Origin of the sequence: Flavipsychrobacter sp. (assembly GCA_041392855.1) — a bacterium.
Classification (GTDB): Bacteria; Bacteroidota; Bacteroidia; order Chitinophagales; family Chitinophagaceae; genus UBA5543.
Genome location: JAWKLD010000001.1, coordinates 347,035 through 373,840, shown reverse-complemented (window position 1 = coordinate 373,840; position 26,806 = coordinate 347,035). Strand labels below are relative to the sequence as shown.

21 protein-coding genes are annotated in these 26,806 nt (G+C 39.1%); 7 read left to right on the top strand and 14 right to left on the bottom strand.

The genetic code is table 11. The features are described from left to right. Nucleotide 1: 1 nt before the first annotated feature. The 4 genes from R2800_01840 (at nucleotide 2) to R2800_01825 (ending at nucleotide 4,170) form a co-directional block, all read left to right on the top strand. The gene (locus R2800_01840; protein MEZ5015767.1) at nucleotides 2–1,468 is read left to right on the top strand and encodes a bifunctional UDP-3-O-[3-hydroxymyristoyl] N-acetylglucosamine deacetylase/3-hydroxyacyl-ACP dehydratase; all 1,467 of its coding nucleotides are present in this window, start codon (nucleotides 2–4) and stop codon (nucleotides 1,466–1,468) included. Then, nucleotides 1,465–2,265 carry an acyl-ACP--UDP-N-acetylglucosamine O-acyltransferase gene (gene lpxA / locus R2800_01835; GenBank protein MEZ5015766.1) on the top strand — a complete coding sequence of 267 codons (801 nt, stop codon included), beginning with the start codon at nucleotides 1,465–1,467 and terminating at the stop codon, nucleotides 2,263–2,265. Before R2800_01840 ends, lpxA begins: the two co-directional genes overlap by 4 nt. Beyond that, nucleotides 2,252–2,866 carry an ABC transporter ATP-binding protein gene (locus R2800_01830; GenBank protein ID MEZ5015765.1) on the top strand — a complete coding sequence of 205 codons (615 nt, stop codon included), beginning with the start codon at nucleotides 2,252–2,254 and terminating at the stop codon, nucleotides 2,864–2,866. The genes lpxA and R2800_01830 overlap by 14 nt, the downstream gene beginning before the upstream one ends. Nucleotides 2,867–2,943: 77 nt before the next feature. Then, entirely contained in the window at nucleotides 2,944–4,170 is a 1,227-nt protein-coding gene (locus tag R2800_01825; GenBank protein ID MEZ5015764.1) for an MFS transporter, read from the top strand. Here the strand turns inward: R2800_01825 and R2800_01820 are convergent. The 3 genes from R2800_01820 to R2800_01810 are packed head-to-tail and all read right to left on the bottom strand — an operon-like array spanning nucleotide 4,147 to nucleotide 6,534. Beyond that, on the bottom strand, nucleotides 4,147–4,824 hold the full coding sequence (locus tag R2800_01820) for a YggS family pyridoxal phosphate-dependent enzyme (GenBank protein MEZ5015763.1): 678 nt from the start codon (nucleotides 4,822–4,824) through the stop codon (nucleotides 4,147–4,149). The two genes, R2800_01825 and R2800_01820, sit on opposite strands and share 24 nt — an antisense overlap. Further along, a complete protein-coding gene (gene panB / locus R2800_01815) occupies nucleotides 4,824–5,639 on the bottom strand; it encodes a 3-methyl-2-oxobutanoate hydroxymethyltransferase (protein MEZ5015762.1) in 816 nt (271 codons plus the stop codon). Before panB ends, R2800_01820 begins: the two co-directional genes overlap by 1 nt. 37 nt (nucleotides 5,640–5,676) lie before the next feature. Beyond that, nucleotides 5,677–6,534 carry a hydroxymethylglutaryl-CoA lyase gene (locus R2800_01810; GenBank protein MEZ5015761.1) on the bottom strand — a complete coding sequence of 286 codons (858 nt, stop codon included), beginning with the start codon at nucleotides 6,532–6,534 and terminating at the stop codon, nucleotides 5,677–5,679. A 97-nt stretch (nucleotides 6,535–6,631) separates the two neighbouring features. Between R2800_01810 and R2800_01805 the strand changes: the two genes are divergently transcribed. Further along, the gene (locus R2800_01805) at nucleotides 6,632–6,952 is read left to right on the top strand and encodes a heavy metal-binding domain-containing protein (protein ID MEZ5015760.1); all 321 of its coding nucleotides are present in this window, start codon (nucleotides 6,632–6,634) and stop codon (nucleotides 6,950–6,952) included. 22 nt (nucleotides 6,953–6,974) lie between these two features. On the opposite strand, the gene R2800_01800 is transcribed toward R2800_01805, so the two are convergent. Further along, on the bottom strand, nucleotides 6,975–7,712 hold the full coding sequence (locus R2800_01800; protein MEZ5015759.1) for a menaquinone biosynthesis protein: 738 nt from the start codon (nucleotides 7,710–7,712) through the stop codon (nucleotides 6,975–6,977). Nucleotides 7,713–7,757: 45 nt separating this feature from the next. Here R2800_01800 and rnhA point away from each other — a divergent pair, with 45 nt between their 5' ends. Then, a complete protein-coding gene (gene rnhA / locus R2800_01795; GenBank protein MEZ5015758.1) occupies nucleotides 7,758–8,222 on the top strand; it encodes a ribonuclease HI in 465 nt (154 codons plus the stop codon). 3 nt (nucleotides 8,223–8,225) lie between these two features. On the opposite strand, the gene R2800_01790 is transcribed toward rnhA, so the two are convergent. The 6 genes from R2800_01790 to rpoB form a co-directional block, all read right to left on the bottom strand. Beyond that, nucleotides 8,226–9,206, bottom strand: coding sequence for a cation diffusion facilitator family transporter (locus R2800_01790; protein MEZ5015757.1), 981 nt, complete (start codon nucleotides 9,204–9,206; stop codon nucleotides 8,226–8,228). Nucleotides 9,207–9,211: 5 nt separating this feature from the next. Further along, nucleotides 9,212–9,562, bottom strand: coding sequence for a hypothetical protein (locus tag R2800_01785; protein MEZ5015756.1), 351 nt, complete (start codon nucleotides 9,560–9,562; stop codon nucleotides 9,212–9,214). Next, on the bottom strand, nucleotides 9,559–11,922 hold the full coding sequence (locus tag R2800_01780) for a penicillin acylase family protein (GenBank protein MEZ5015755.1): 2,364 nt from the start codon (nucleotides 11,920–11,922) through the stop codon (nucleotides 9,559–9,561). The genes R2800_01785 and R2800_01780 overlap by 4 nt, the downstream gene beginning before the upstream one ends. A 4-nt stretch (nucleotides 11,923–11,926) precedes the next feature. Further along, a complete protein-coding gene (locus tag R2800_01775) occupies nucleotides 11,927–12,850 on the bottom strand; it encodes a lytic transglycosylase domain-containing protein (protein ID MEZ5015754.1) in 924 nt (307 codons plus the stop codon). Between the two features lie 124 nt (nucleotides 12,851–12,974). Then, nucleotides 12,975–17,300, bottom strand: coding sequence for a DNA-directed RNA polymerase subunit beta' (gene rpoC, locus R2800_01770; protein ID MEZ5015753.1), 4,326 nt, complete (start codon nucleotides 17,298–17,300; stop codon nucleotides 12,975–12,977). Nucleotides 17,301–17,380: 80 nt separating this feature from the next. After that, a complete protein-coding gene (rpoB, locus tag R2800_01765; GenBank protein MEZ5015752.1) occupies nucleotides 17,381–21,196 on the bottom strand; it encodes a DNA-directed RNA polymerase subunit beta in 3,816 nt (1,271 codons plus the stop codon). 498 nt (nucleotides 21,197–21,694) lie between these two features. Here rpoB and R2800_01760 point away from each other — a divergent pair, with 498 nt between their 5' ends. Next, nucleotides 21,695–21,907 (top strand): hypothetical protein, encoded by a 213-nt coding sequence (locus R2800_01760; protein MEZ5015751.1) that lies wholly within the window; start codon nucleotides 21,695–21,697, stop codon nucleotides 21,905–21,907. A gap of 334 nt (nucleotides 21,908–22,241) precedes the next feature. On the opposite strand, the gene R2800_01755 is transcribed toward R2800_01760, so the two are convergent. The 4 genes from R2800_01755 to rpsP form a co-directional block, all read right to left on the bottom strand. After that, a complete protein-coding gene (locus R2800_01755; GenBank protein ID MEZ5015750.1) occupies nucleotides 22,242–23,357 on the bottom strand; it encodes an acyltransferase in 1,116 nt (371 codons plus the stop codon). A gap of 3 nt (nucleotides 23,358–23,360) precedes the next feature. After that, nucleotides 23,361–25,310 carry a phospholipid carrier-dependent glycosyltransferase gene (locus tag R2800_01750; protein ID MEZ5015749.1) on the bottom strand — a complete coding sequence of 650 codons (1,950 nt, stop codon included), beginning with the start codon at nucleotides 25,308–25,310 and terminating at the stop codon, nucleotides 23,361–23,363. A gap of 87 nt (nucleotides 25,311–25,397) precedes the next feature. Continuing rightward, complete coding sequence (locus tag R2800_01745; GenBank protein MEZ5015748.1) at nucleotides 25,398–26,147, bottom strand: class I SAM-dependent methyltransferase; 750 nt, start codon at nucleotides 26,145–26,147, stop codon at nucleotides 25,398–25,400. Between the two features lie 91 nt (nucleotides 26,148–26,238). Beyond that, the gene (gene rpsP / locus R2800_01740; protein MEZ5015747.1) at nucleotides 26,239–26,784 is read right to left on the bottom strand and encodes a 30S ribosomal protein S16; all 546 of its coding nucleotides are present in this window, start codon (nucleotides 26,782–26,784) and stop codon (nucleotides 26,239–26,241) included. Between the last annotated feature and the right edge of the window lie 22 nt (nucleotides 26,785–26,806).

The following is a 26,806-nucleotide window of genomic DNA, read 5'->3' as shown; positions in this document are numbered from 1 at the left end:
CGTGAGTGTAGAAGAATTAACTAAAAAAGAAGCAACAAAAAATACGGTTCCAGTGCAGCAATCAACATCAGCCCAAAATCAGCAAACCCTAAAAGGAGAAGTAACCCTAAAAGGTGTAGGCTTACATACCGGGCAAAATGTGACCATGACCATCAAACCTGCTAACCCGGGTTTCGGTTTACGTTTTCAAAGAGTAGACTTACCCGAAAAACCAATTATAAAGGCAGATGTGGACTATGTAGTAGACACATCGAGAGGTACTACACTAGAGCTAAACGGAGTTAGAATAAGTACTGTAGAGCATACACTAGCGGCATTAATAGGTCTGGAAATAGACAACGCACTTATAGAACTTGATGGCAGTGAGGTTCCTATTTTGGACGGTAGCTCTTATGAAGTAATAAAGGCTATTGAAGCTGTTGGTGTACAAGAGCAAGAAGCTAAACGTATAGTTTATACGATAGACTCTAACATTCATTATTACGATCCGGTTAAGAACGTAGATATGTTAGCAGTACCGTCAAACGAATATCAAATAACAACACTTATTGATTTCAACTCTCCAGTTTTAGGCACACAGCATGCTACCTTAAAACACATCACAGAGTTTAAAGATGAGATAGGTCCATGTAGAACATTTTGCTTCTTACATGAACTAGAATACTTGCTAGACAATAACCTTATTAAAGGTGGAGACCTAAGTAATGCTATTGTAGTAGTAGACAAGGTTGTGAGCGAAGAAGAACTAGACAGACTTGCTGAAGTATTCAATAAGAAGAACATTAAGGTAAAGCAGGAAGGCATCTTGAATAACATTCAATTGCACTTCCCTAACGAACCTGCAAGACATAAACTACTTGACGTAGTAGGCGACTTGGCGCTAATAGGCTTTAATATCAAAGCACATATCATTGCCAGCCGTCCGGGACATGCTTCTAATGTTGAATTTGCTAAAAAGATCAAGCAATTCATTAAGAAAAATAGACACCTGTCAGACGTCCCTCATTACGATCCTAACCAACAAGCGATATACGATATTAACCAAATAGAAAAATCGCTTCCACACAAGTACCCATTCTTACTTATCGACAAGATAATTGAACTAAGCGATGACCATGTTGTAGGTGTTAAGAATGTAACTTTCAATGAAGAGTTTTTTCAAGGCCACTTCCCAGGTAATCCAGTAATGCCTGGTGTTTTACAAATAGAAGCACTGGCACAAACAGGAGGTATCTTAGCCTTAAACAACTATACCGATCCAGAAAACTATGATACTTATTTCTTAAAAATAGACAAAGCTAAATTCAAGCACCGCGTACTACCAGGTGATACATTGGTTTTAAAACTTGAATTGCTTAGCCCTATAAGAAGAGGCATATGCGAAATGCGTGGCAGAGTATATGTAGGTAATAAACTTGTTACTGAAGCAGAATTAGTAGCTCAAATCGTTCCAAAAGACAAAAAATGATCCATCCACTTACATATATACATCCTGATACGAAGATTGGGCCTAATGTAAAGATCGACCCATTTACTACCATTCATAGAAATGTAGAAATAGGTGAAGGCACATGGATAGGCTCTAACGTAACCATTATGGAAGGAGCAAGAATAGGAAAGAATTGTAAAATATTCCCAAGCTCTATCATCTCGGCTATCCCTCAAGATCTAAAGTATAAAGGTGAAGATACTATTACCATTATTGGTGACAACACAACTATACGTGAGTGTGTAACAATAAACAGAGGTACTGTAGATAGAAATAGAACACAGATAGGTAATAACTGTCTTATAATGGCCTATTCTCACATTGCACACGACTGTGTTGTGGGTAACAATTGTATCTTCTCTAACAATACCACCTTAGCTGGTCATATTACTGTAGGCGACAATGTAGTACTTGCGGGTCTTACTGCTGTACAACAATTTGTACGCATTGGCTCCTACGCTTTCGTAACAGGAGGTTCTTTGGTGCGTAAGGATGTGCCACCATACGTGAAAGCTGCAAGAGAACCACTTTCTTATGTAGGTGTCAACTCTATTGGTTTAAAGAGACGTGGCTACAACATGAATCAGATAAACCACATACTAGATATTTACCGTATCCTTTTTGTACGTGGTTATAATGTATCTAAAGCGCTTAGCATTATAGAAACAGAAATACCAGTATCTGATGAACGTGATGAGATCATTTCTTTCATTAGAGAAACAGGACGTGGTATTATGAAAGGTTATGCACGCCGACTGACTGATGATATCTCTTAAGCATATAAGTAAAAAGTTTCAGCGTCATTGGATATTTAAGGATATCAATTACTCTTTTTCTCCTAATAGTACTTATGCATTACTAGGGCCTAATGGTTGTGGTAAATCTACATTATTGCGTGTCATATCTGGCATTCAAGCACCTTCTGTAGGCAAAGTATATTACGCCATCAATGATAAGAACGTTTCTGTAAACCGAATATTCCCACACATTGCATATGCAGCTCCAGGGCAAGAGATCATTGAAGAGCTTACGCTAAGCGAGTTTTTATCCTTCCATTTCAAATTCAAACAGCCTATTAATAACATGTCTGTAAAGGACATTATTGAAACCATAGGCTTGCAAGATGCAGCAGACAAACCTATCGCAGACTACTCTTCGGGGATGAAACAAAGAGTGAAATTAGCACAAGCGATTTTTTCGGACACACCTATTCTCTTGTTAGACGAGCCTTGCTCTAACCTCGATCAAAATGGTGTACGCCAATACACTAGTTGGATAGAAGAACACAAAACAAACCGACTTGTTATCGTAGCCTCCAACGATGAGCGAGAATACTTCTTTTGCAAAGAGCAAATAAAAGTAGAAGACTACAAATAATCTAATCTATCAATAATACTATCACCAAATACTTAGTTAGAGATTTAGACTAATAATCTACATTTGCATCATTAGTTTTGAAAAAGATCGCTTCTCTATATCTTGATGCCTATAAAGGGTTAAATCCTTCAGCATGGTGGTTATCATTGGTAATGCTCATTAACAGAATGGGTGCTATGGTGATGCCTTTCATGACGCTTTACCTTACACAAAGTAAAGATGTGAGCATAGCTAAGGCAGGTATTGTATTAGCTGTGTTTGGTCTTGGTACTGTAGCAGGCGGCTTTCTTGGTGGCAAACTCACTGATAAATTCGGCTTCTACTTTGTGCAACTTTTTGCACTTATGGGAGGTGGCTTAATGTTTATTTTACTGGGGCAAATGGAAAGTTTTACAAGTATTTGTATCACATCATTTTTCCTAAGCATGATCAACGAATCATTTCGTCCTGCAAATGCTGCTGCCATAGCACACTATAGCAAAAAAGAAAACGTCACTCGTAGCTTTACCTTAAATAGGTTAGCCATGAACTTAGGGTGGGCTGTAGGTGGTGCATTAGGTGGTTTTATTGCGGCACAAAGTTATCATTTGCTCTTTTGGATAGATGGGTTTACTAATGTACTTGCAGGTGTATTATTATGGATAGTACTTGCTCCATCAAAAAATAAAGGTGCAGAAGAAGATGCTGTTAAAGAACCAATAAAGAAGTCGGCATATAAGGATACACCTTTTCTTATGTTCGTTCTATTCAACACCTTTTATGCTTGTTGTTTCTTTCAAATATTTACAACCATACCTGTATATTTCAAACAAGACCTTTCACTTAGAGAGGGAGATATAGGCATACTCATGTCTATAAATGGTATTCTTATTGCCTTTTTTGAAATGGTAATTATCAAAATGCTGGAAGGCAGAAAAGCCCTACTCACTTATATCATTATTGGTGCAGCATTGATAGGACTTGGGTTTATGATACTTAATATAATACCGGGCACTTTTTCTGTGGCTCTTATATACATTCTATTAATTAGTATAGGAGAAATAGTTGGTTTGCCTTTTATGGCCACTTTTTGGATACAACGCACTACAAATAGAAACAGAGGACAATATGCAGGTTTATACACCATGTCTTGGGCTATAGCACAAATAGTTGGCCCTGCAACAGGTGCTTGGGTAGCCGACACTTATAATTTCAATACACTTTGGTGGGGCGTAACCCTATTCTTCCTAATAGCTGTATTGGGCTTTAGGTGGATACAAAACAGGGAACAAAAAGCTGAGTTAGTAGCTGCGAGCACCGAATAGCATACTACCTATACGCACCATAGTACTACCCTCTTCTATGGCAATGTTATAATCTCCACTCATACCCATAGAGCATTCCTTAAAATATGCACTATCTAAAAAGTAGGAGTTCTTTAGATTGAGAAACATGGCGTGTACTTTAGAAAACTCAGCTCTTAATTGTGCTTCATCTTCTGTAAAGGTTCCCATACCCATCAACCCGCAGATATTTACATTATTTAGCTCTTCTTTCTGAGCTTGATAGTAATCTAACAACTCTATAATACCTATAGCATTCAAACCAAACTTACTTTCCTCTTCTGCTACATGCATTTGTAATAATACATTGATGACACGATCATTCTTCTTAGCTTGCTTATCTATCTCTTTTAAGAGTTTGAAACTATCTACTGCATGTATAAGGTGTACAAAAGGAGCTATATACTTCACCTTATTGGTTTGTAAATGCCCAATATAATGCCAATTGATATCAGCGGGTAATTGCGGTTGTTTTTCTACTAGCTCCTGAACATAATTTTCTCCAAAATTACGTTCCCCTAGATCATAAAACTCTTGAATATCTGCTACAGGCTTCTTTTTAGAGACAGCAACCAATGTCACCTCTTTCTCTTTAAACTGCTCTTGCAGTTCCAACCACACTTGTTTATTCACCATTAGTACTGTTCTTTCTCATTAGGAAAATCCTGGCTCTTGACATCCTTGATAAAAGATGCAGTAGCTCCTTTTATATCTTCATATAGGTCAAGATATCTACGTAAAAAGCGTGGAGAGAAATCTTTGGTTATACCCAGCATATCATGCATCACCAATACCTGCCCATCAACATGCATACCTGCACCTATACCTATTACGGGTATCTTCAATTCATCAGCAACCAACTTACCTAGCTTAGCAGGTATCTTTTCTAACACCAACGCAAAGCATCCTGCTTCTTCCAACAATCTTGCATTCTTAATAAGCTGTTCTGCTTCCTCCTCTTCTTTAGCACGCACGGCATAAGTACCAAACTTGTATATAGACTGTGGCGTTAACCCTAAGTGCCCCATTACAGGCACACCTGCACTAATAATTCTTTTTATTGACTCTTCTACTTCTGCACCACCTTCTAACTTTATAGCATGTGCGCCCGCTTCTTTCATTATTCTGATAGAAGAGTTAAGCGCTTCTTTACTATTACCCTGATAGCTACCAAAAGGCAAGTCTACAACTACCAGACAACGATTTATAGCACGTATCACACTAGAGGCATGATAGATCATTTGATCTAGTGTAATAGGTAATGTAGTCTCATGACCTGCCATCACATTCGATGCAGAGTCCCCTACAAGAATGACATCGATATTCGCATCATCAAATATCTTGGCCATTGAATAATCGTATGCCGTAAGCATACTTATCTTCTCCCCTTGTTGCTTCATCCACTGAAGCGTATGGGTGGTTACTTTCTTAATTTCGTTGTGTGTAGACATTATTTTTCTTTTACTAACCCCTCAATAAGAGCACAAATTACACAAATATTTCAGCAGCCATTTGCAACGACTCGTAAAATGCAGTTTCGTTCAGCTGTAATGTTATATCATTCTTCTTAGCCCAAGCTAATATATGCTCAGTAGCTATATTACCTACAAGGTCATCATCTGCCATTGGGCAGCCACCTATGCCTTTCATCGCACTGTCATACCTCATACATCCACTACTATAAGCCGTTTGTATTTTCTCTTCCCAAGTATCTATTGTAGAATGGAAATGTGCACCAATATTGATATCCTTAAATTCAGGGATCAAACTATTGAAGATATATTCAATATTAGCCGGCTGAGCTACTCCAACAGTATCTGACATGGCAATGGTCTTTATACCCAACTGTGCTAGCTTACCTACCCAATCAATAGCGATCGCTGCATTATACTCATCACCATAAGGGTTACCAAAACCCATAGAGATATAAACCACCATCTCTTTATTATTTTGCACACATAGATTCTGTATACTTTCTACATGTGTCAATGACTCAGCGATGGTTTTATTCGTATTCCTTTTTTGAAATGTTTCTGATATAGAAAAAGGGAATCCTAAATAGCTAATCTCGTCATATACTACCGCATCTTCAGCACCTCTGATATTTGCTATTATGGCGAGTAATTTTGTTCTTGTATTACTCATGTCCAATTGAGACAACACTTCTTTAGTATCAGCCAATTGAGGTATAGCTTTAGGGGACACAAATGACCCAAAGTCTAATACATCAAACCCTACTTTTAAAAGGCTATTTAAATAAGCTGCTTTTTTTTCTGTAGGAATAAAGTGCTCCCAACCTTGCATGGCATCTCGAGGGCATTCCACCAATGTTATATCCTTTCCCATATTGCTGTAAAGATACTAGCTGTTAAACATAATTTAAGTTTATTGCCATTAAAACTGCTTATACTGATATTACTTTAACTTTATAGAAAAACAGATCATGATATTATCCACTACACCCAAATTAGATGGCAAAACCATAAAAGAATACAAAGGGCTTGTCTTTGGCGAAACTATATTAGGCGCCAATATATTTAAAGACTTCTTGGCAAATGTAAGAGATGTTATTGGAGGTCGTTCAGATGCCTACGAACGTGTATTAATGGAAGCTAGAGAGGCTGCAATTAGCGAAATGTCTCAAAGAGCAAAAATGCTAGGCTGCAATGCTATTATCGGTATTAATGTAGACTATGAAGTAGTTGGGCATAATGGTAGTATGCTTATGGTCAACACATCTGGTACAGCAGTAGTTGTAGAGTAGAGTACTCTTAAGAAATATATTCTTAGGCTTGTATCAGTTCTAAAAACTGTTGCAGGCCTTTCTTTTTATCCTCGTCAAGATAATAATGAATATTATCTGTATAGTATTTCTTTAAATCACAATACGGGAATGGGTTATCCTCTACTATTGCATCAATGTTTGATAAACCCAATGCATTTGCTTTATTGAACGCTTCCAAAAACTCTGTCGGCAAATCTTTATTAGCAACCCATGCTGCGAATACAAAAGGCAACCCTGTATATGCCTTCCATGCTTCCGACAGGTCGTATATATATTCAAAATTATCTTGCTGTTTGAATGCCCTATCTCCTATTATCACCCCTGCAGTAGTGCCGTTTATATAATCTATATAATGTTCTGTAGCAGGCTTATACTCTACTGTTTGCTTCCAATGTTTCTCAAAAAGTAACTGTGCTAAACGAACTGACGTACGAGATTGATAATCTAAATAAAGTGTTTCTATCTGCTCTAAGGGCACTTGACTAAAAATAGAAACTGATGCTACTACTCCATCAGCAGCTATACCATAATCACTTACTATTCTTGCGTTGGGAATATCTGGAATAACTGCCACAGGTAATAAAGCCATGTCTATAGCGCCCGACATAAGCTGCTCTGCCAATTGTGATGGATAGTCTAACAACAATTCCATCTCTGTCCTTATCTGACTACGTTCTATTCCATACAATAATGGCTTAGTATTCAAATAACTTACAGCTGCAACTTTTATTTTGGACACAGACGCTTTACTTTTGAACGCAAATATACACTAAGCAAACTACTCATGTCGCAACAATTAATTATTTATACTGACGGCTCAGCCCGTGGCAACCCTGGCCCTGGAGGATATGGCATAGTGATGAAATGGGGAGCTGTAGTCAAAGAGTTTGCTCAAGGCTATAGAAAGACCACTAATAACCGCATGGAGTTACTGGCGGTAATTGTTGCGTTGAAAAACCTAACAAGGGATGGTTTAAATATCATCATCTATACAGACTCATCGTATGTCGTTAATGCTGTAGAGAAAGGATGGCTATTTGGTTGGGTAAAAAAAGGCTTTAAGGATAAAAAGAATGTTGACCTTTGGAAAGAGTTTTTGATCTACTACAAAAAACACAATATAAAATTCCAATGGGTGAAAGGCCATGCTAATAATGCAGGTAACAACAGATGTGATGAACTAGCTACAGCAGCAGCAGACAGTGGTGATTGGCTTGTAGATGAAGGCTATGAAAGAGAAAACCCATAAGGGCTAATTCGCGACCTCTTTCCCATGTTTATTATTGTCCCAAATATTTTCTGTTGTCCATGCCAGCTTATTGACAAATGGACTTTGTCTTTCCTTACAGTCTTGTAAGGCACATAGCTTGCAGGAATATGGCGCACATGCATCTACATGAATAAAAACATCTATTTTATTTTGGAAGTGCTCTTTTACCAGATCTTCTACTTGATGAATTTCTGCCTCGGCATCTTTTACCTGATAGTACCACGGTAAAGTCATGTGTGCATCTATATGCATTTTATGTCCTTGCTCTACCACGCGCATATTATGTAGGTCTATCCAATCATCTTGCCTGTTCTCTTCCAACACTTGTATTACTTCCTTCAACACTGCTACATCTGCTTCATCCATTATAGCCACCATAGAACGTCTTATCAATTGATACCCTGTTCTGATAATAACAATTGCAAAGATTAATGCAACAGTACTATCCAACCATTGCCAACCAGTAAGCAGCAATAAACACAAACCAATAATAATAGCAAAGGTGGAATAAGCATCTGTTTTCAAATGCTTACCTGCCGATTCTACTATTAGCGACTTTTTCTTTTTCCCTACTCGCTCTGCATAAAAGCCAACAAAGAAGTTAAGCACTCCAGTAACACCTGTAATATATATACCTACATCTAATTGATGAATAGGTTGTGGCTCTAATAGTTGACTGATCGCTTCAAAAATGATCACCAAACCAGCAATGCTTATCAGCGCACCTTCTATTGCTGAAGATACTGACTCTGCCTTACCATGCCCATAAGGGTGGTTAAGATCTCTTGGTTTGGCTGCTAGTATAATGCTGTACAAGCCAATAAATCCTGCTATTACGTTTACTGTACTTTCAAGTGCATCGGTAAGAATAGTAACGGAGTGTGTTAGGTACCAAGCCCATAGCTTCCCAAAAAAGAGAATTAAAGAAAAGAAAGCTATATAACGTTGGATCTTAATGGGCATGAATACTAATCGTTGAACAGCTTACGTAACGAAGCGCCACTCCACCCTCCTAAAGCTCCAATGATACCCCCTAGTAATACATTTACGGCAATGAACATACTATTACTTTCTGTTCCTAGAATAAGAATAGACATTCGTCTTGCCAGAATACCATCATTCCCCATATCAGCATAGTAAATAAGGAATAACCATAACAATGCTATACTCACAAAACCGTATAGAAACCCAACACCTACTTTTTGCTTTGTAGCAAAAGCTACCAAGCAAGGTATAGCTGCGATCATCCACCAAGCAATAAGCCAAGATGCCGCCCAAGCCAATATAGCCGTTGAGAGTATGGTTATTAGTCTTTTCATTTAGCGTCAGTTGTCCAAGTATATTTTATTTGTTCATTTTGCTGCTCATTATTATTTGGCAAAAATAACAACTCGTAGTAACTACCTTCTGCCCATTTGTTCACAAACGTACCATAATCTTTACTGCCAGGGTTACCTGACTGACCACCAGGATAAACACCATAGGCCTTTATCTTTTCTCCCATCTCTACTACCATTCTCCAGGAAGGTCCATGATTTTGTTTGGAAGCATTTACCGTATTTCCCCAACCTCCTATTTTTAAATTACTAAAACTAAAGGCTGGCAGTTTTGACAAATGGGTAACTGTAGTATTCTTTACCTTATACCACTCTTTGTTTTCTCTTTGCTCTAAAAAATCAATAGTACGTTTAAAACTATTGGTCAATAACACTCCCAGACTATCTGTTGGCAACTTATTTTCTATCAGCAATTGCATTGTCACTTCAGTATTGGGATATAGCTGCTCAGGCACTTTTTCATATGCTTTCCACAAGTCGTTATAAAACAACTCCCACCATTTTTGATATACTGTTGCAGCAACACTCTCTGCATCTAACTCATAATCCCACTCTTGTAGCATGCTGACATAACTACTATTACTATCAACATCTATTTGCTGTAACATTACTAGCAATGTTTTCTCTGCCAATATTGAATGAACATCTCCCTGTAGTGCAAACATATCTTCTACAGTTGCCGCATGCATAGTATCTAATACTTGGTTGATACGCCATGCTCTATAATCTGCAAACTTTCCATTATACCAATAAGGATAAGTACTGTCTGTTACTATTTGATTAGCAGAACTCAAATATCCTTGTTGAGGATTGAGCACATGAGGGTTTTCATTCATTGGTATTTTACTTCCCCATAGTGTACTACTGCTATTACCTTTCATTACATATTTACCCTGCTCTTCCCATTTATTGATAAACTGGCCTTGTCCCCACAAAGCAATATTACCTTTCTTATCGGCATATAACATATTCTGTGCAGGGCATTCAAAGTAGTGTATGGCTTCAACAAACTCATCATAGTTGCTACTATGGTTTAATAAATAGAGCGACAACAGCTCATTACTTTCATCATGAGCCATCCATCTTAAAGCCAATGGCATAGCCAAACCATTAGGGCCCTTAAACTTTTGCTCATACATCACAGGGCCATGGATCGTATAATTAACCGTATCATAGAAATCAGGAGCACCTTTTATTTTTACAACCTCTACTCTCTTATCATACTTCATAGGTTTGTTATCAAACATATAAGTTTCATCTGATAACACTTCTATTTCATAATAGTCTTTTACATCTCTGTAGTTATTCGTTAAACCCCAAGATATATTTTCATTAAAACCTATAACTACTCCAGGTGCACCTGGCAATGATGCTCCATACACATTCATATTTGGTGTCTGCAACTGTACTTCAAACCATAGAGATGGCAGGTTCAAACCAAGATGTGGATCGTTACATAAAATAGCATTTCCATTCTTTGTCCTGCTACCGCTTACAGCCCAGTTATTACTACCCTTACCATCTATGTCTGTGCTTTTATCAAAATGACTATCATTCAGAGTTGCCCATACATCCCTTTCAGGTTGTGCAGGTCTTTGCATTGAGGGTGTTGTGTGAGTTGTATTATTGGGAATTACTGGTGTACTGTTATTCATCCTTTCTGGGAACAGTAGCTGGAAGGTTGCCTCGTCAAGCTGCCCCTTCAAATAAGTAAGCGGAATATCATGTACTGTACCTGTAAGATCGTCGGCCATATATTTAAGCAATAAAGACGTTTTTAAGTTCGTCCACGGCTCAGGCTCAAAACTCATTAGCTTGTATTCTAAAGGAAAACTTTTGCGATCTAATTCGCTAATAAACTGATTGACACCTGCCGTGTAAGCCTCCAACATGTTTCGGCTTCTACTATCAGCTTCTATTTTCTTCAACGATCTTTCAGCGCCATACACCATTCCTTTTCTTCGCTTGTCTCTATCGTAGTTCAGTCCTCTGGCTCCTATTATTTCACTTACTCTTCCTGCTGCTGCACGTGTTTGCATATCCATTTGCCACAGGCGAAACATAGCGTGTATATATCCTTGTAAAAAGTATAGATCATGCTCATTATCGGCATGTATATGTGGCACCATGCGATCATCGAACCACACTTTAGATGCTCCTTCCAACTGTTCAAACGCAAGAATCTTATTGTAGTCCTTTGTAATTGGTTCGGCATTTGTCCACACACCAGCAACAGGATCTAATAACTTACCCAATGCAGGGCCACTCTTCATTGATGTGTTCAATAAATAAACCAGTATGCAAGTAATGGCTAATGGCAGTATGGCACGCAAATAGCGCATAATCTTATTTTTTTGCAGGTAGCTTTACGGTATAAGTCTTACCATTTTTTACAGTTAAAGCATGACCTCTTAACCATGGATTAAGCAACTTCAACATTCTATAGTTCGAATTATTGTATAACGCAAAATCTGCTAAATTAGTAATGGTTTCCTTTACTTCAATTTCTCTTATAGCTAGAGGTTGGTAAGCATCATCATCGTACACAACAAACCCTAGCTCTTTAGCATTACTCATGATATGTTTTAACGCCAATATCCTGAAAACATATCGCATGGTCTCTTCTGGCAACAACAGATCGTAATAATTATCTTTCTGCTGGTAAGAGGAAAATTTATTAAATCCTGCCTGACCACAGTTGTACGACGCTGCCGCTGCAGTCCAAGAACCAAACTTTTCATATGCCTCTTTTAGATACTTGCAGGCTGCATCTGTAGATTTTTCTACATCATACCTTTCATCTACTTCACTCGTCACTTCCAATCCATATCTTGGAGCAGTACCTTTCATAAACTGCCAAAAGCCTACAGCTCCAGCACCTGATATCTGATTGCGTAAAGCACTTTCTGCGACACACAGATATTTAAAGTCATCTGGTACACCATTCGCTTTCAATCTACGTTCAATCGTAGGAAAATAGCGCGACTGCAACCTTAATATATAGAGCGTACTGGTATGATAATAAGAGTTGGTTAGGACTTCTCTTTCCAACTGTTCTCTTACATCCCATCTATGTAATGGTACTGGTTCTCCCGCAAATTCTATCTGTTCCGGTATATCAGGGATATACCATTTATATTGAAGCTTTTTGTTCTTCTTTACCTCTACTACATTTTCATCATTGTCGTTTACTTTAAAAGCCACAACACTAAATACCGAAGCTGCAATAACAGCTCCTAACAGAAAGTATATGACAGGTTTCCTCTTCATTTTCGTTTTCTTTAGTCAGGTTAGTACTAATTTAACGAATAACAACAAGAAATCAGTATAGTTTCTGTAAAAGAAAAAGGCTACTCTTAAAGAGTAGCCTTTTGTATCTATAGTCATTATAGCATTATTCTTCCTCATCAAACTGAAGTACATCACGGTTAGCCATCAATAGTTCAAATTCTTCTTTAGAACCTACAACTATATCATCGTAATCGCGCATACCAGAACCCGCAGGGATCAGATTACCTGTGATAACGTTCTCCTTCAGTCCCATTAGATCATCAGACTTACCATTGATAGCTGCTTGAGAAAGCACCTTAGTGGTCTCTTGGAACGAAGCTGCTGATATCCAGCTACGAGTACCAAGTGAAGCCTTAGTAATACCTAACAATAATGGAGATGATGTCGCTGAATCAGCGTTACGGAATTCAACTAGTTTCTTATCAGCTCTACGTAGTGTACTGTTTTCCTCACGTATCTCACGAAGTGTAGCTATTTGACCAGGGTGGAACTCAGCTGAATCTCCAGCATCTGTTACCACTTTCTTATCAAATATCCAGTCGTTCTCCGTCATGAAGTCAAACTTATCTACCGTATCATCTTCTAAGAACTTAGTATCTCCCGGATCAACGATAACAACCTTACGCATCATCTGACGAACGATAACCTCAATATGCTTATCATTGATCTTCACACCTTGCAAACGATATACCTCTTGAATTTCATTCACTAAGTATTCTTGTACTGCGAAAGGTCCTTTGATGTTTAGGATATCTCTTGGAGTGATCGCACCGTCTGATAATGATTTACCAGCCTTAACGAAGTCACCCTCTTGTACCATGATATGACGTGTCAATGGAACAAGATATTTTCTGATAACACCTTCACGAGACTCTACTATGATCTCACGGTTACCACGCTTGATGTTACCGAAAGAAACCACACCATCAATTGCAGAAACAATTGCAGGGTTACTTGGGTTACGCGCTTCAAACAATTCAGTTACACGTGGAAGACCACCCGTAATATCTCGGCTACGTCCCATCACACGTGGTATCTTAACGATTACCTGACCATTTTTCACTTTATCATTAGCCTTAACTATGATGTGTGAACCAACAGGTAAGTTATAAGACTTCACTTCGTCTCCATCCGTTACTAATAGTGCAGGGATCTTAGTTTTATCTTTAGTCTCGATAACAACTTTCTCACGGTGTCCAGTTTGCTCATCTGCTTCTTCACGGTAAGTAACACCTTCAATTACATTTTCAAACTCGATCTTACCAGTTATCTCAGAAACGATAACGGCGTTGAACGGATCCCATGTACAGATCACATCACCTTTCTTCACTTTCTGACCGTTCTTGATCAACAAGTTAGAACCGTAAGGAATGTTATGTGTATTCAGTAGTCTATCATTCTCTAAATCTATCACACGCATCTCACCTGTACGACCAATAACAACTTCTACCTCATTACCTTCAGCATTAGTGTATGTAGTTGTACGAAGACCATCAAACTGAACAGTACCGTCAAACTTAGCAACCAAGTTAGACTCAATAGCAGAAGAACCTGCCACACCACCCACGTGGAATGTACGAAGTGTCAACTGTGTACCCGGCTCACCAATTGATTGTGCAGCGATGATACCTACTGAATCTCCTTTCTGTGCCATGTAACCTGTTGCCAGGTTCTTACCATAACATTTAGCACATACACCTCTTTGACTCTCACAAGTCAATACAGAACGAATTTCAACCGCCTCTATAGCACTCTCTTCTATTCTTGCAGCTACATCTTCTGTGATCTCTTTACCAGCTTCGATGATCAACTCATCTGTAAGCGGGTCAATAACATCATGAAGTGATGTACGACCTAGTATACGATCATATAATGGTTCAACGATCTCCTCATTATCTTTCAATGCAGAAGTAGTTGTACCACGTAGTGTACCACAGTCTTCTTCATTAATTACCACATCTTGAGCTACGTCAACAAGACGACGTGTTAGGTAACCCGCATCGGCCGTTTTAAGAGCCGTATCCGCAAGACCTTTACGCGCACCGTGCGTAGAGATGAAGTACTCCAATACGTTAAGACCAACCTTGAAGTTAGATAAGATCGGGTTTTCAATGATCTCTGAACCACTAGACCCACTACGACGAGGTTTAGCCATCAGACCTCTAAGACCTGCCAACTGTTTTACCTGTTGTTTAGAACCACGAGCTCCTGAGTCAAGCATCATATAAACAGAGTTGAACCCTTGCTTATCTGTTGCCATCTCATGGATCAATGTTTCTGTTACACGAGTATCAACACGAGACCAAATATCAATGATCTGGTTATAACGCTCGTTGTTTGTAATAAGACCCATGTTATAGTTTTCCCAAACTTCATCTACTTCTGCTTGTGCAGACTCTACCAACTCATCCTTAATGTTTGGAACATTCAAGTCTTCAATATTGAATGAAAGACCACCACGGAATGCACTACGGAAACCAAGTGTCTTAATATCATCCAAGAACTTAACTGTTGCAGGGATACCGGTATTCTTCAATATGTTACCAATGATCTCACGAAGTGATTTCTTAGTAAGAATTGCGTTTACATAACCGTTATCTTCAGGAACGTATTTGTTGAATATAACACGTCCTACAGTTGTTTCTATCAATTCATTTTTCAATGTACCGTCTGCTTGACGAACATTTGCTTTCACCTTGATGAAGGCGTGAAGGTCAACTTTACCTTCGTTGTAAGCAATATTCACCTCTTCAGAGTTGTAGAAGGTCATTCCACTACCCTTCACGATCATATCACCTTCAGAACGCTTTCCTTTAGAGATATAGTAAAGACCCAATACCATGTCCTGAGAAGGTAGCGTAATAGGCGTACCATTCTGAGGGTTCAAGATATTGTGCGAAGCAAGCATTAATACTTGAGCTTCAAGTATCGCAGCGTTACTCAACGGTACGTGTACCGCCATTTGGTCACCATCAAAGTCGGCGTTGAACGCAGAACATACTAATGGGTGTAGTTGTATCGCTTTACCCTCGATCAATTTAGGTTGGAAAGCCTGAATTGACAAACGGTGTAGCGTAGGAGCACGGTTAAGCATAACAGGGTGTCCTTTAAGTACATTCTCTAGAATGTCCCAAACAACTGCTTCTTTACGCTCCACCAATTTTTTAGCACTCTTAACCGTTTTAACTATTCCTCTTTCAATAAGTTTACGGATGATAAACGGCTTGAATAGTTCTGCTGCCATATCCTTAGGAATACCACACTCATGTAGTTTCATTTCAGGACCAACGACGATTACAGAACGACCAGAATAGTCAACACGCTTACCCAAAAGGTTTTGACGGAAACGACCTTGCTTACCTTTCAATACATCTGAAAGTGATTTCAAAGCACGTCCACCTTCTGCCTTCACAGCGTTAGACTTACGGCTATTATCAAATAAAGAGTCAACAGCTTCTTGAAGCATACGCTTTTCGTTACGTAGGATAACTTCAGGAGCTTTGATCTCTATCAAACGCTTCAAACGATTGTTACGAATGATCACACGACGGTAAAGATCATTCAGGTCAGAAGACGCGAAACGACCACCATCCAAAGGAACTAGAGGACGAAGCTCTGGTGGAATAACAGGGATGTATTGCATCACTGTCCACTCTAGCCTGTTCTCTACTCTCGTATTAGCATCACGGAACGCTTCAACAACACTCAAACGCTTCAATGCCTCTTGCTTACGTTGTTGAGAAGTTTCGTTAGCTGCTGCATTACGAAGGTCGTAAGACAACTGATCTAGATCGATACGGCTAAGGATAGCATGTACCGCATCAGCACCCATCTTAGCGATGAACTTATTAGGGTCTTCGTCAGGCAAATATTGGTTCTCCTGAGAGATAGTTTCTAGGATCTCTAGATACTCATCTTCAGTGATCAATTGTTTATCAGTAGATTCAGAATCTTTAAGGTTCAACTTCTGGCGGATCAAATCCTCAGCCTCACCAGCTTGTACTACAGTATAGCGCTCATAGTACACAATGCTTTCCAACTTCTTAGAGCTAACGCCCATCAAGTAACCGATCTTGTTCGGCAAGCTCTTGAAATACCATATGTGTACGATAGGAACTACCAATTTGATATGTCCCATACGCTCACGACGTACTTTCTTCTCTGTTACTTCAACACCACAACGGTCACAAACGATACCCTTATAACGGATACGCTTATATTTACCGCAATAACACTCATAGTCCTTTACAGGGCCAAATATTTTCTCACAAAACAAGCCGTCGCGCTCTGGCTTATACGTACGATAGTTGATCGTCTCTGGCTTTAATACTTCACCGTAAGAACGATCAAGAATAGTATCAGGCGATGCCAGGCTAATGGTAATTTTGTCGAAACCCGGTTTAGGGCGGTTTTCTTTTTTAATAGCCATATTTTTATGAAGCGTTTACTGTATTAACTTATATAATTATCAAACGTAGGAGCTATTGTAGCTCCTACGAGATATTTTTATTAATCAAATTTCAATTCAAGACCTAGACCTCTAAGCTCATTTACCAATACGTTGAAAGATTCAGGTATACCTGGTTTCGGTACATTGTCTCCTTTAACGATTGCCTCATAAGTCTTAGCACGTCCGATGATGTCATCCGACTTCAACGTTAGTAGCTCTTGCAAGATGTTAGCAGCACCATATGCTTCTAGTGCCCATACCTCCATCTCACCAAAACGCTGACCACCAAACTGAGCCTTACCACCCAATGGTTGTTGCGTGATCAAGCTGTATGGTCCGATAGAACGTGCGTGCATCTTATCATCCACCATGTGGTGTAGTTTGATGATGTAGATGATACCTACTGTTGCTTTCTGGTCGAAACGCTCTCCCGTCTCACCATCGTATAGATAGCTGTGACCAAATGCAGGCAAACCAGCCTCTTCGATCAACTGAGATATCTCAGCAGGAGATGCACCGTCAAAGATCGGCGTTGCAAAGTTTACTCCTAGCTTCTCACCAGCCCATCCTAAGATAGTCTCGTAGATCTGACCCAAGTTCATCCTTGAAGGTACACCCAGTGGGTTAAGAACGATATCAACAGGAGTACCATCTTCTAAGAATGGCATATCTTCCTGACGAACGATACGAGCAACGATACCCTTGTTACCATGACGACCCGCCATCTTATCACCTACTTTCAGCTTACGCTTACTTGCCAAGTATACTTTAGCTAGTTTCAACACACCTGTTGGCAACTCATCACCAATGCTTAGGTTAAATTTCTCACGCTTGTAACGGCCTAGCTCTTCGTTGTATCTGATATTGTAGTTGTGCAATAACTGATTGATCAACTCATCTACTTCATCATCACCTGTCCATCCTAGAGGGTTAACGTTCAAGAAGTCGATAGTGCTTAACGTCTTAGCATTGAACTTACCACCTTTGCTGATCAATAGCTCACCAAAATTGTTGCTAACACCTGTAGAAGATTTATCCTTCAATAGCGTCATCAACTTATCTAACAATAGATTTTTGATGTCAGAAAGGTTTTGCTCATGTGTCTTCTCTATCTTCTCCATTTGTGCTTTCTCACGCACCTTAGCATTCTTGTCTTTCTTCACACGTTGGAACAACTGCTTAGAAATAACAACACCTTCAGTACCGCTTGAAGCTTTAAGAGAAGCATCTTTAGCATCACCAGCTTTATCACCGAATATTGCACGAAGTAGTTTCTCTTCCGGAGTAGGATCTGTTTCTCCTTTTGGAGTGATCTTACCAATTAAGATATCACCCTCACCTACTTGAGCACCTACACGGATAATACCGTTCTCATCCAAGTCTTTGGTTGCCTCTTCTGATACGTTTGGAATATCCGGAGTCAATTCTTCTTCACCTAGTTTAGTATCACGTACTTCCAACTCATACTCATCGATATGTATTGATGTGAACAAGTCTTCACGAACCACTTTTTCATTGATCACTATCGCATCCTCGAAGTTATAACCCTTCCATGGCATGAAGGCCACTTTCAAGTTACGTCCTAGTGCGATCTCACCGTTTACAGTTGCGTAACCTTCGGTTAAGAAGTCACCTTTCTGTACTTTCTGTCCGCGACGGATACAAGGTTTCAATGTAATACATGAACCTTGGTTGGTTTTATTATACTTAGTAAGTGTGTATACTTTCAAGTCATCTTCAAAAGATACCAAACGTTGCTTCTCATCACGATTGTAACGTACGTGTATCTCTTTAGCATCTACATATTCGATCACACCTTCACCCTCTGCGTGTATTTGTATACGAGCATCACGTGCAGCACTAGCCTCAAGACCCGTACCTACGATAGGCACTTGTGGTATGATCAACGGAACTGCCTGACGTTGCATGTTCGATCCCATCAATGCACGGTTGGCATCATCATGCTCCAAGAAAGGAATAAGAGAGGCACTCAAACCTACGATTTGGTTAGGTGCAACATCCATGAATTCTACTTCTTCACGCTCTAGTATCGGGAAGTCACCTGTTTGACGAGATTTGATCTTCTCTTCAATAAATACACCTTTATCATCCAAAGCAATGTTTGCCTGTGCAATTTTTGCTTCATCCTCTTCTTCTGCACTTAGGTAATGATGATTTTTCAAATCAACCTTACCATCCTTTACCTTACGATATGGTGTTTCGATAAAGCCCATCTCGTTGATCTTAGCGTGTACACATAGTGTAGAGATAAGACCAATGTTCGGACCTTCCGGAGTTTCAATAGTACAAAGACGACCATAGTGGCTATAGTGTACGTCACGAACCTCAAAACCTGCACGCTCTCTACTCAAACCACCTGGTCCTAGCGCAGAAATACGACGCTTGTGCGTGATCTCTGATAGAGGGTTGGTTTGGTCAAGGAACTGAGATAATTGAGATGTACCAAAGAAAGAGTTGATAACAGACGATAGTGTACGTGCGTTGATCAAGTCGATCGGAGTAAAGACCTCATTATCACGAACGTTCATACGCTCACGTATAGTACGTGCCATACGAGCAAGACCTACACCAAACTGTGCAAACAATTGCTCACCCACAGTACGTACACGACGGTTGCTTAAGTGGTCAATATCATCTATCTCAGCTTTACCGTTGGTAAGGCGTACCAAGTATTTAATGATAGAGATGATATCTTCCTTGCTCAACACTTTAGTATCCAAGTCGATATCCAAACCTAGCTTACGGTTGATCTTATAACGACCAACTTCACCAAGGTCATAACGCTTATCACTGAAGAATAACTTCTCAATGATACCACGCGCAGTCTCATCATCAGGAGCGTCAGAACCACGCAATTGACGATAGATATGTTGAACAGCTTCCAACTCAGAGTTAGAAGTATCTTTATTCAATGTATTGTAGATGATAGAGAAATCTCCACTAACCTCTTCCTTCTGTAAGAAGATCGTATCGATACCCATTTCTTCAATCATGTCAGCGTTATCTTCATCTAGCACGCTATCACGATCCAAAACAACCTCATTACGCTCGATAGACACTACCTCACCTGTATCTTCATCCACAAAATCTTCAGTCCATGTACGAAGTACACGTGCCGCCAAACGACGACCAAGGTTTTGAGCCATGCTCTTCTTATCTACTTTAACCTCGTCAGCCATTCCAAATAGCTCCAAGATGTCCTTATCTGTTTCATAACCGATAGAACGTAGCAAAGTAGTTACAGGGAATTTTTTCTTACGGTCGATATAAGCATACATCACGTTATTGATGTCTGTCGCAAATTCCATCCAAGCACCCTTGAAAGGAATTACACGCGCACTGTATATCTTAGTTCCGTTAGGGTGAGTACTCTGACCAAAGAATACACCTGGAGAACGGTGTAGCTGAGAAACCACAACACGCTCAGCACCATTGATAACAAAAGTACCTCTAGGCGTCATGTATGGGATATTACCCAAGAATACGTCCTGTACAATTGTCTCGAAATCTACGTGCTCCTCATCATTACAGCTCAAACGAAGCTTAGCCTTTAGAGGCACAGAATAAGTAAGCCCACGAGCCATACACTCTTCAATAGTGTACCTTGGCGGGTCAATAAAATAATCTAAGAACTCTAACACGAAAATGTTACGAGTATCAGTGATCGGGAAGTTTTCCTTAAACACGCGGAATAAACCCTCATTATCACGCTTGTCCGGTGTTGTTTCTAACTGGAAAAAGTCCTGGAAAGACTGAAGCTGAATAGCCAATAGATCAGGCGTTGCTGCTACATCATGTATCTTACCAAAATTTACACGACCTGTTGCAGTTCTTTTCTGTAGTATTGATGACATAAGTATGTTATAACTCCTTTTTTCTTTGTTTTTCAAATAAAAAATCCCCACTCCAAAAGAACATGTCTTTCAGAATAGGTCATATCTGATATCAACAAAAATTAATCAATATTATAATGTGCACGAGCTAGCTCCCAAAAAAAGGGACTGCAAAGATACACAGAAGGTCGGAAATAGCAAAAAATATTCCAAAAATTGATTTTAGCCAAAAAATGTTAACAAAAAACCAACGTTTTTTCTCCAAGGCCAGCAAACAAGGGGCATAAAATTGAAAGAACTGAATCCAATTTACACCTTTTTATGGAGTATTTCCTAATACTATACCCTATTCTTAAAGAAAAAATCATACTCAATCTCTAGTATTATCCGTGCTGGCACTGATAAAAATTTACCGAACAAAGGGTATATATATTGCTATTAGTGCAATATACCTTTGTTATCATCAAAGAAGGAACAAGTCCGTCAACCTTTATTTATTAATATAAAATTTCATCTATTATGAAAAAAATCGCCTCAATCGCAGCTATGGCATTATTTGGTGCTATGGCAATGACATCTTGTAAAAAAGACTACACTTGCACTTGTAAAGCTGCAGATGGTTCAACTACTGCTTCTTACACCTATCCTAAGGTTAAGAAAAAAGACGCTCAATCTGCTTGCGACACTTGGAACAATGCAGCTAAGATCAGCGGAGGTTCTTGTAGCCTATAATTTTTAGATATTAGTTTAAAAGAAAGATGTTCTTAATGAGCATCTTTCTTTTTTTATGTAAAAACTATTTCTATTTTCAGTGCCTAATTTGAGTTTGGCAACATATTTGTAGTTTTTTACCGCACGAAAAAAAATATTGCCCCTTTAACAATATTTTATACAATGACACGTTATAGATAGATAGTGTAGCAGCCTAACCATTATTAATAGGAAAATCAAGCAAAAGAATGTCTTACAAGATACCTTTAAAACAAGCCCAAACAAGAACAAGAATCATTACTGCCGCACTAATTTGCATCTATGCCGCTATTGCTATTGTAGTCTTTGTCAGTAATTAAGAAACGTTCCTAAAATACTTTTTCAGTTTCAAGAACTGTTTTTCAAACAGGTGGTAAGAAAGCATACTAATGACTATAGTCAGCAGTAAAGCCAACACTACAAACACTACAGCAGTGGTCGACTGCTCCAGCCCCCAATCATATTTTTTAAATATCTGTAGCAACAGGTTGATAACCAACGTATGGTACAAATAAAGACCGTAAGTATATATCCCCAGCTTACTCAGTACGGTTTTATCACTAACCCTTAAGGCATTCTTTTTACCTAGCGTAAGTAAAATTAACCCTGCAAACAACACACCAAGTAGTGAAGTAAGCAATATAAAGTCTTTATCCTCATTATATTGCGAGCATATAGTTACTATAATTAGCAGCGAAAAGACATACAACAACTTTACCTTTCGGGATATTTTATCAACGAAAGCCTCAGTTCTTTCAGGATACTTAATAAGGTAATACGCGGGCAGCGCTCCTAAAGCAAATAGATCAATATTGGTAAACACATCACTAGTGGGGATACCCAGCCATACATATACAACTCGAGACAAAACCCCGACCAGAAGACTAACAACAATAAGCCTCATAGCCCCCTTCAACTTAAGGAAATAGAGCGCTAGCCCCCAAATAATATAAAAATGCTCCTCTATACATAAAGACCACATAACAGATAAAGGAGAAGCATTGGCATGTGTGCCAGTTATCATCATCTTATAATTCTCTAAAAATGTCAGAGACACCCATAGTTGAGGTTCATACCCAGTAGAAGAGGAACTTAGGTGCAGTACATTATTTAAAATATATGGGGTTATATAAGCCACTAGCACCATCAAATAATACAACGGCCATATCCTCAACACCCTTCTTACAAAGAAATTCTTTAGATGGAGTGTACCTGTTCGCTTTTGTTCTTCAAGTATGATATAGCTAATAAGAAAGCCACTCAACACAAAGAAAAACTGCACTCCAATACCTCCTCCGGCTTTTAAATAGTTAAACCAAGGAAAAGCTACGATAGGTAAATGCAGTAAGAACACTTTGAAAAAAGCAAAGAAGCGCAATGCATCAAACGTATAAAAATGCCTTCTACCGCTTACTTGCTCTTTACCCCCCATCTACTACTCACCGTTTTGTGCCTGTATAGCAGCATTCATCTTATTATAATTAAGCTGCGCATTAGCACTATCGCCCTTAGACTGATACATGTAGTACAGCAACTCATAAAAACCTGCGTTAGACCCATCAATACGCAATGCCTCATTAATTGCAGCAATGGCCTCATCTACCCTACCTACTGACGCAAGAGCTATACCATAAAAACGGAAAATATTCTCATCAGATCTGTCCGTCTTCAAATGCTCCTGATAGTACTTTATAGCCAAACCGTAATCTTTCGCTTCAAAAGCTTTATAAGCTTCTATCGACGCTTTGCTTTCTCTTTTTAAGATAGCGATCAGAGGCACACCATCTACCTCTATGGTATGTACAGCATTTTTAGGGGGCCATACATTATTCTCCAACTGATAGGATGAGATGTATCGAGGATTACTAATATAGTAGTCCCAATCAAGCCTATGACGGTCATCAAACCTAGCATAATCATACGCTATTCTATTACTATCAGGACTATCCCTAAAATATCTTCCTACATCAGACATGCTAGACCTCACAAATATTTGCTCTGCATTTTCAGGCTTCACAGCATGCTCTTTTATCCAGTCTGCTGCTTGCTTACTGGTATTCTGATAATAATCAAGATCATACATCCCGTAAGCACCTTCTACTCCACCAGCTGCAGGATTGAAGTATACGTACTGGTTTGGGTGCGTTTTAAAGGTCCATATTATTGCTGGCAATAACCCTACAATAGCTATCCCAAAAACAATATTTTTAGCCTGCTTGCTTTTTATAAAGTCGCTTATTAAATCGAAGGCAAGAGAAGAACCCACTACCCAGAATGGATATACAAAAAACACGTGCCTCCAAGTATCATATACTGTTGAGTTTTTGTATATCATATACACTAACGGGAATATTGCGCCAAATAACACCAAGCCACTTGCCCATAAGCCATACTTTTTCTTAGCCTTAAAAAACAAGGGTAGAAACAACACACTACCTAGCAATACTATGATAGGGTTGGTCATAAATATCCACTTAAACTCATAGTACCATGGCATTGCAGTACTCTTCATAAACTTACCTTCAAACAACACAGAGATAACAATAGCACGGTTGGTCATTCCTGAAAGTGACTCAAGCGGATTAGATATTGGCGATTGCAGGCCCCATGGCCAAAACACAAGACCTATTACATAACCGATAAGTACTGCTACTACTATATGCAATACAGTTTTCTTAAGTGCTTTTTTATTATCAGCAAACAGATACTCCTTGAATGATTTATTTAAGACTATGTATAACACTGTAAACAAGCCCATGTATGCCAATAACAAAATACCACCTGCTGCACGCACACCAAAGGCAAGCCCCCAGCCAAGTCCTATACCTATCACATTACGCCAGGCCTTCTTCGGCAGGTCTTGCAAATAGGCCACTAAAAAATAGATACCTACTATAAAACCCGTAGCATATGGAATATCCTTAGGGTTGTTCATACTCTCTCCAAAAATCCTCGGGGAGAACACCATGAACAATAGTGCTATAACTCCAATCATCCACCTACCACTCAAACGCCTTGCCAACAACCCTGTAAACAACATTAATATAGCTCCTAACAAAGCATTAAAGAAATGCCTGAAAGTGAGTATATCCGTAACAGGGAACCACTTGTGTAGTATATGTGTAGTGAAATCAAATAGACCTCCGTAATACTCCTGGTTGGAAAACTGTAATGACTTATTCGAATAATCCAGCGCTTGCTTATCTCCGTTAAAGAAGTAATCATAGATCTCCTTACCGTACTCTATCTGTATCCACTCATCCCCCGTCTGCCCATAGTCTTTACTCAACAAGGGCATCAAGACCATGATCAATACGCCTAGACCTAGAAATATTTTTCTCCAGTAGCCCTGTTCATCGGTTGCCGGCTTTATAAGCTGCTCCATACAATCTGTATTATTTGGTAAGTATGTTTTTTTAAGAGAGACTAATATAAAACATACATTCCGAAAATGTAGCTAAATACTATTAAATCAACGTTTTGTTGCTACAACAAATGCAGTAACACCAAAAGGCAACCTTACGATACGGCTCAGACTGTTTTCTATTTTCTGAAAACCCGCAAGCAACTTATGTACAAAGGAAGGCAGTATTAATATTTGTCCTTTATCTGATTGCTTATCCTTTTCTTTCTTACCCAATAGGTTTTGCAATAGACGGAATATAGCCGTAGGGATGAATAGCAACATATAATTATAGCCATTCCTTATGATAGAGAAGCCTGCCTTTTCCGACTTTGCAACCAGTTCTTTTGTTGTATATCGTCTAAAGTGGTAATTGATATCATCGTGCTCCGACCATAAAAAATTATACGCCGGCACAAGGATAAAACACTTCCCTCCTTTCTTCAACACCTTCGACCAGTTGGCCAAGGCCACTTCATCCTTTTCTAAATGCTCCAAAGAGTCCGAAGCAACAATAACATCAAAAGCCCCTTCTTCAAAATCCGGATAATGCCCATCCATAAGATGCGCATGCTCTAGTCCGTTCTTTTTAGCTTGGGCTATCGCCTCTGCACTATAGTCAAGCGCATGTAGATTGGTATAACCAAGTTTTTTCAGTTCTAATAAAAACACTGCACCAGCACATCCTATATCCAATATCTTGGCCTCTTTAGGAATCTTATATTGTGCAAAAAGTTTCATGAGCATATCTCTACGGGCTACAAACCACCAGTTGGTCAGCTCCTCATTATGATATACTTCTTCGTAGTTTTTATCCATTTACTTGGCAATAATAACAAATAAAGAGCAACGATTACCGTTGCTCTTTATCAATATGCTTAGTACATTATTATTTTATCCTAATAAGATACTATTCTTCTGTTTTTGGCTCTTCAGTAGTTGCTTCTACTGCAGGAGCTTCTTCAGTTTGTGCTTCTTCAGCTGGCGCCTCTTCTGCAGGAGCTGCTGCCGCTGCTTTAGCTGCCATTTTTTCTTCAACACGTTTTACTGACTCTTCAACAGCTGCATTACGCTTTTCAGCTTTGTGCAAACGGTGAGATTCTTCACGTTCAGCAACTAGCTTCTCGTGATCAGCATTCCATGCTTCGAATTTTTCAAAAGCTGTTTTCTCATCAAACAAGTTAAGCTCAACACCACGCATTAAGTGCTTCAGGTATAAAACTCCTTTGAATGATAAAATACGACGGCAAGTATTCGTCGGTTGAGCACCTTTTTGTAACCAATGCAATGAACGCTCTCTGCTCAAACGAATTGTTGCAGGAACTGTCAATGGATTGTAGGTACCTAATTTTTCAATGAATCTGCCATCTCTTGGGGCAGTGCTGTTTGCTACTACTATAAAGTAGAACGGGCGCTTTTTAGAGCCGTGACGTTGTAGACGAATTTTAACCGCCATAAATAATAGAAATTATTTGCGT

Excerpts from the sequence above, each read along its gene's own strand:
- R2800_01775 (MEZ5015754.1), bottom strand. The coding sequence starts at position 12,850 with ATGAAGAGGAAACCTGTCATATACTTTCTGTTAGGAGCTGTTATTGCA.
- rpoB (MEZ5015752.1), bottom strand. The coding sequence starts at position 21,196 with ATGTCATCAATACTACAGAAAAGAACTGCAACAGGTCGTGTAAATTTT.
- R2800_01755 (MEZ5015750.1), bottom strand. The coding sequence starts at position 23,357 with ATGGGGGGTAAAGAGCAAGTAAGCGGTAGAAGGCATTTTTATACGTTT.
- R2800_01760 (MEZ5015751.1), top strand. The coding sequence starts at position 21,695 with ATGAAAAAAATCGCCTCAATCGCAGCTATGGCATTATTTGGTGCTATG.
- R2800_01790 (MEZ5015757.1), bottom strand. The coding sequence starts at position 9,206 with ATGCCCATTAAGATCCAACGTTATATAGCTTTCTTTTCTTTAATTCTC.
- R2800_01820 (MEZ5015763.1), bottom strand. The coding sequence starts at position 4,824 with ATGGTGAATAAACAAGTGTGGTTGGAACTGCAAGAGCAGTTTAAAGAG.
- lpxA (MEZ5015766.1), top strand. The coding sequence starts at position 1,465 with ATGATCCATCCACTTACATATATACATCCTGATACGAAGATTGGGCCT.
- R2800_01780 (MEZ5015755.1), bottom strand. The coding sequence starts at position 11,922 with ATGCGCTATTTGCGTGCCATACTGCCATTAGCCATTACTTGCATACTG.
- R2800_01810 (MEZ5015761.1), bottom strand. The coding sequence starts at position 6,534 with ATGGGAAAGGATATAACATTGGTGGAATGCCCTCGAGATGCCATGCAA.
- R2800_01785 (MEZ5015756.1), bottom strand. The coding sequence starts at position 9,562 with ATGAAAAGACTAATAACCATACTCTCAACGGCTATATTGGCTTGGGCG.
- rnhA (MEZ5015758.1), top strand. The coding sequence starts at position 7,758 with ATGTCGCAACAATTAATTATTTATACTGACGGCTCAGCCCGTGGCAAC.
- R2800_01745 (MEZ5015748.1), bottom strand. The coding sequence starts at position 26,147 with ATGGATAAAAACTACGAAGAAGTATATCATAATGAGGAGCTGACCAAC.
- R2800_01805 (MEZ5015760.1), top strand. The coding sequence starts at position 6,632 with ATGATATTATCCACTACACCCAAATTAGATGGCAAAACCATAAAAGAA.
- R2800_01830 (MEZ5015765.1), top strand. The coding sequence starts at position 2,252 with ATGATATCTCTTAAGCATATAAGTAAAAAGTTTCAGCGTCATTGGATA.
- panB (MEZ5015762.1), bottom strand. The coding sequence starts at position 5,639 with ATGTCTACACACAACGAAATTAAGAAAGTAACCACCCATACGCTTCAG.
- rpsP (MEZ5015747.1), bottom strand. The coding sequence starts at position 26,784 with ATGGCGGTTAAAATTCGTCTACAACGTCACGGCTCTAAAAAGCGCCCG.
- rpoC (MEZ5015753.1), bottom strand. The coding sequence starts at position 17,300 with ATGGCTATTAAAAAAGAAAACCGCCCTAAACCGGGTTTCGACAAAATT.
- R2800_01750 (MEZ5015749.1), bottom strand. The coding sequence starts at position 25,310 with ATGGAGCAGCTTATAAAGCCGGCAACCGATGAACAGGGCTACTGGAGA.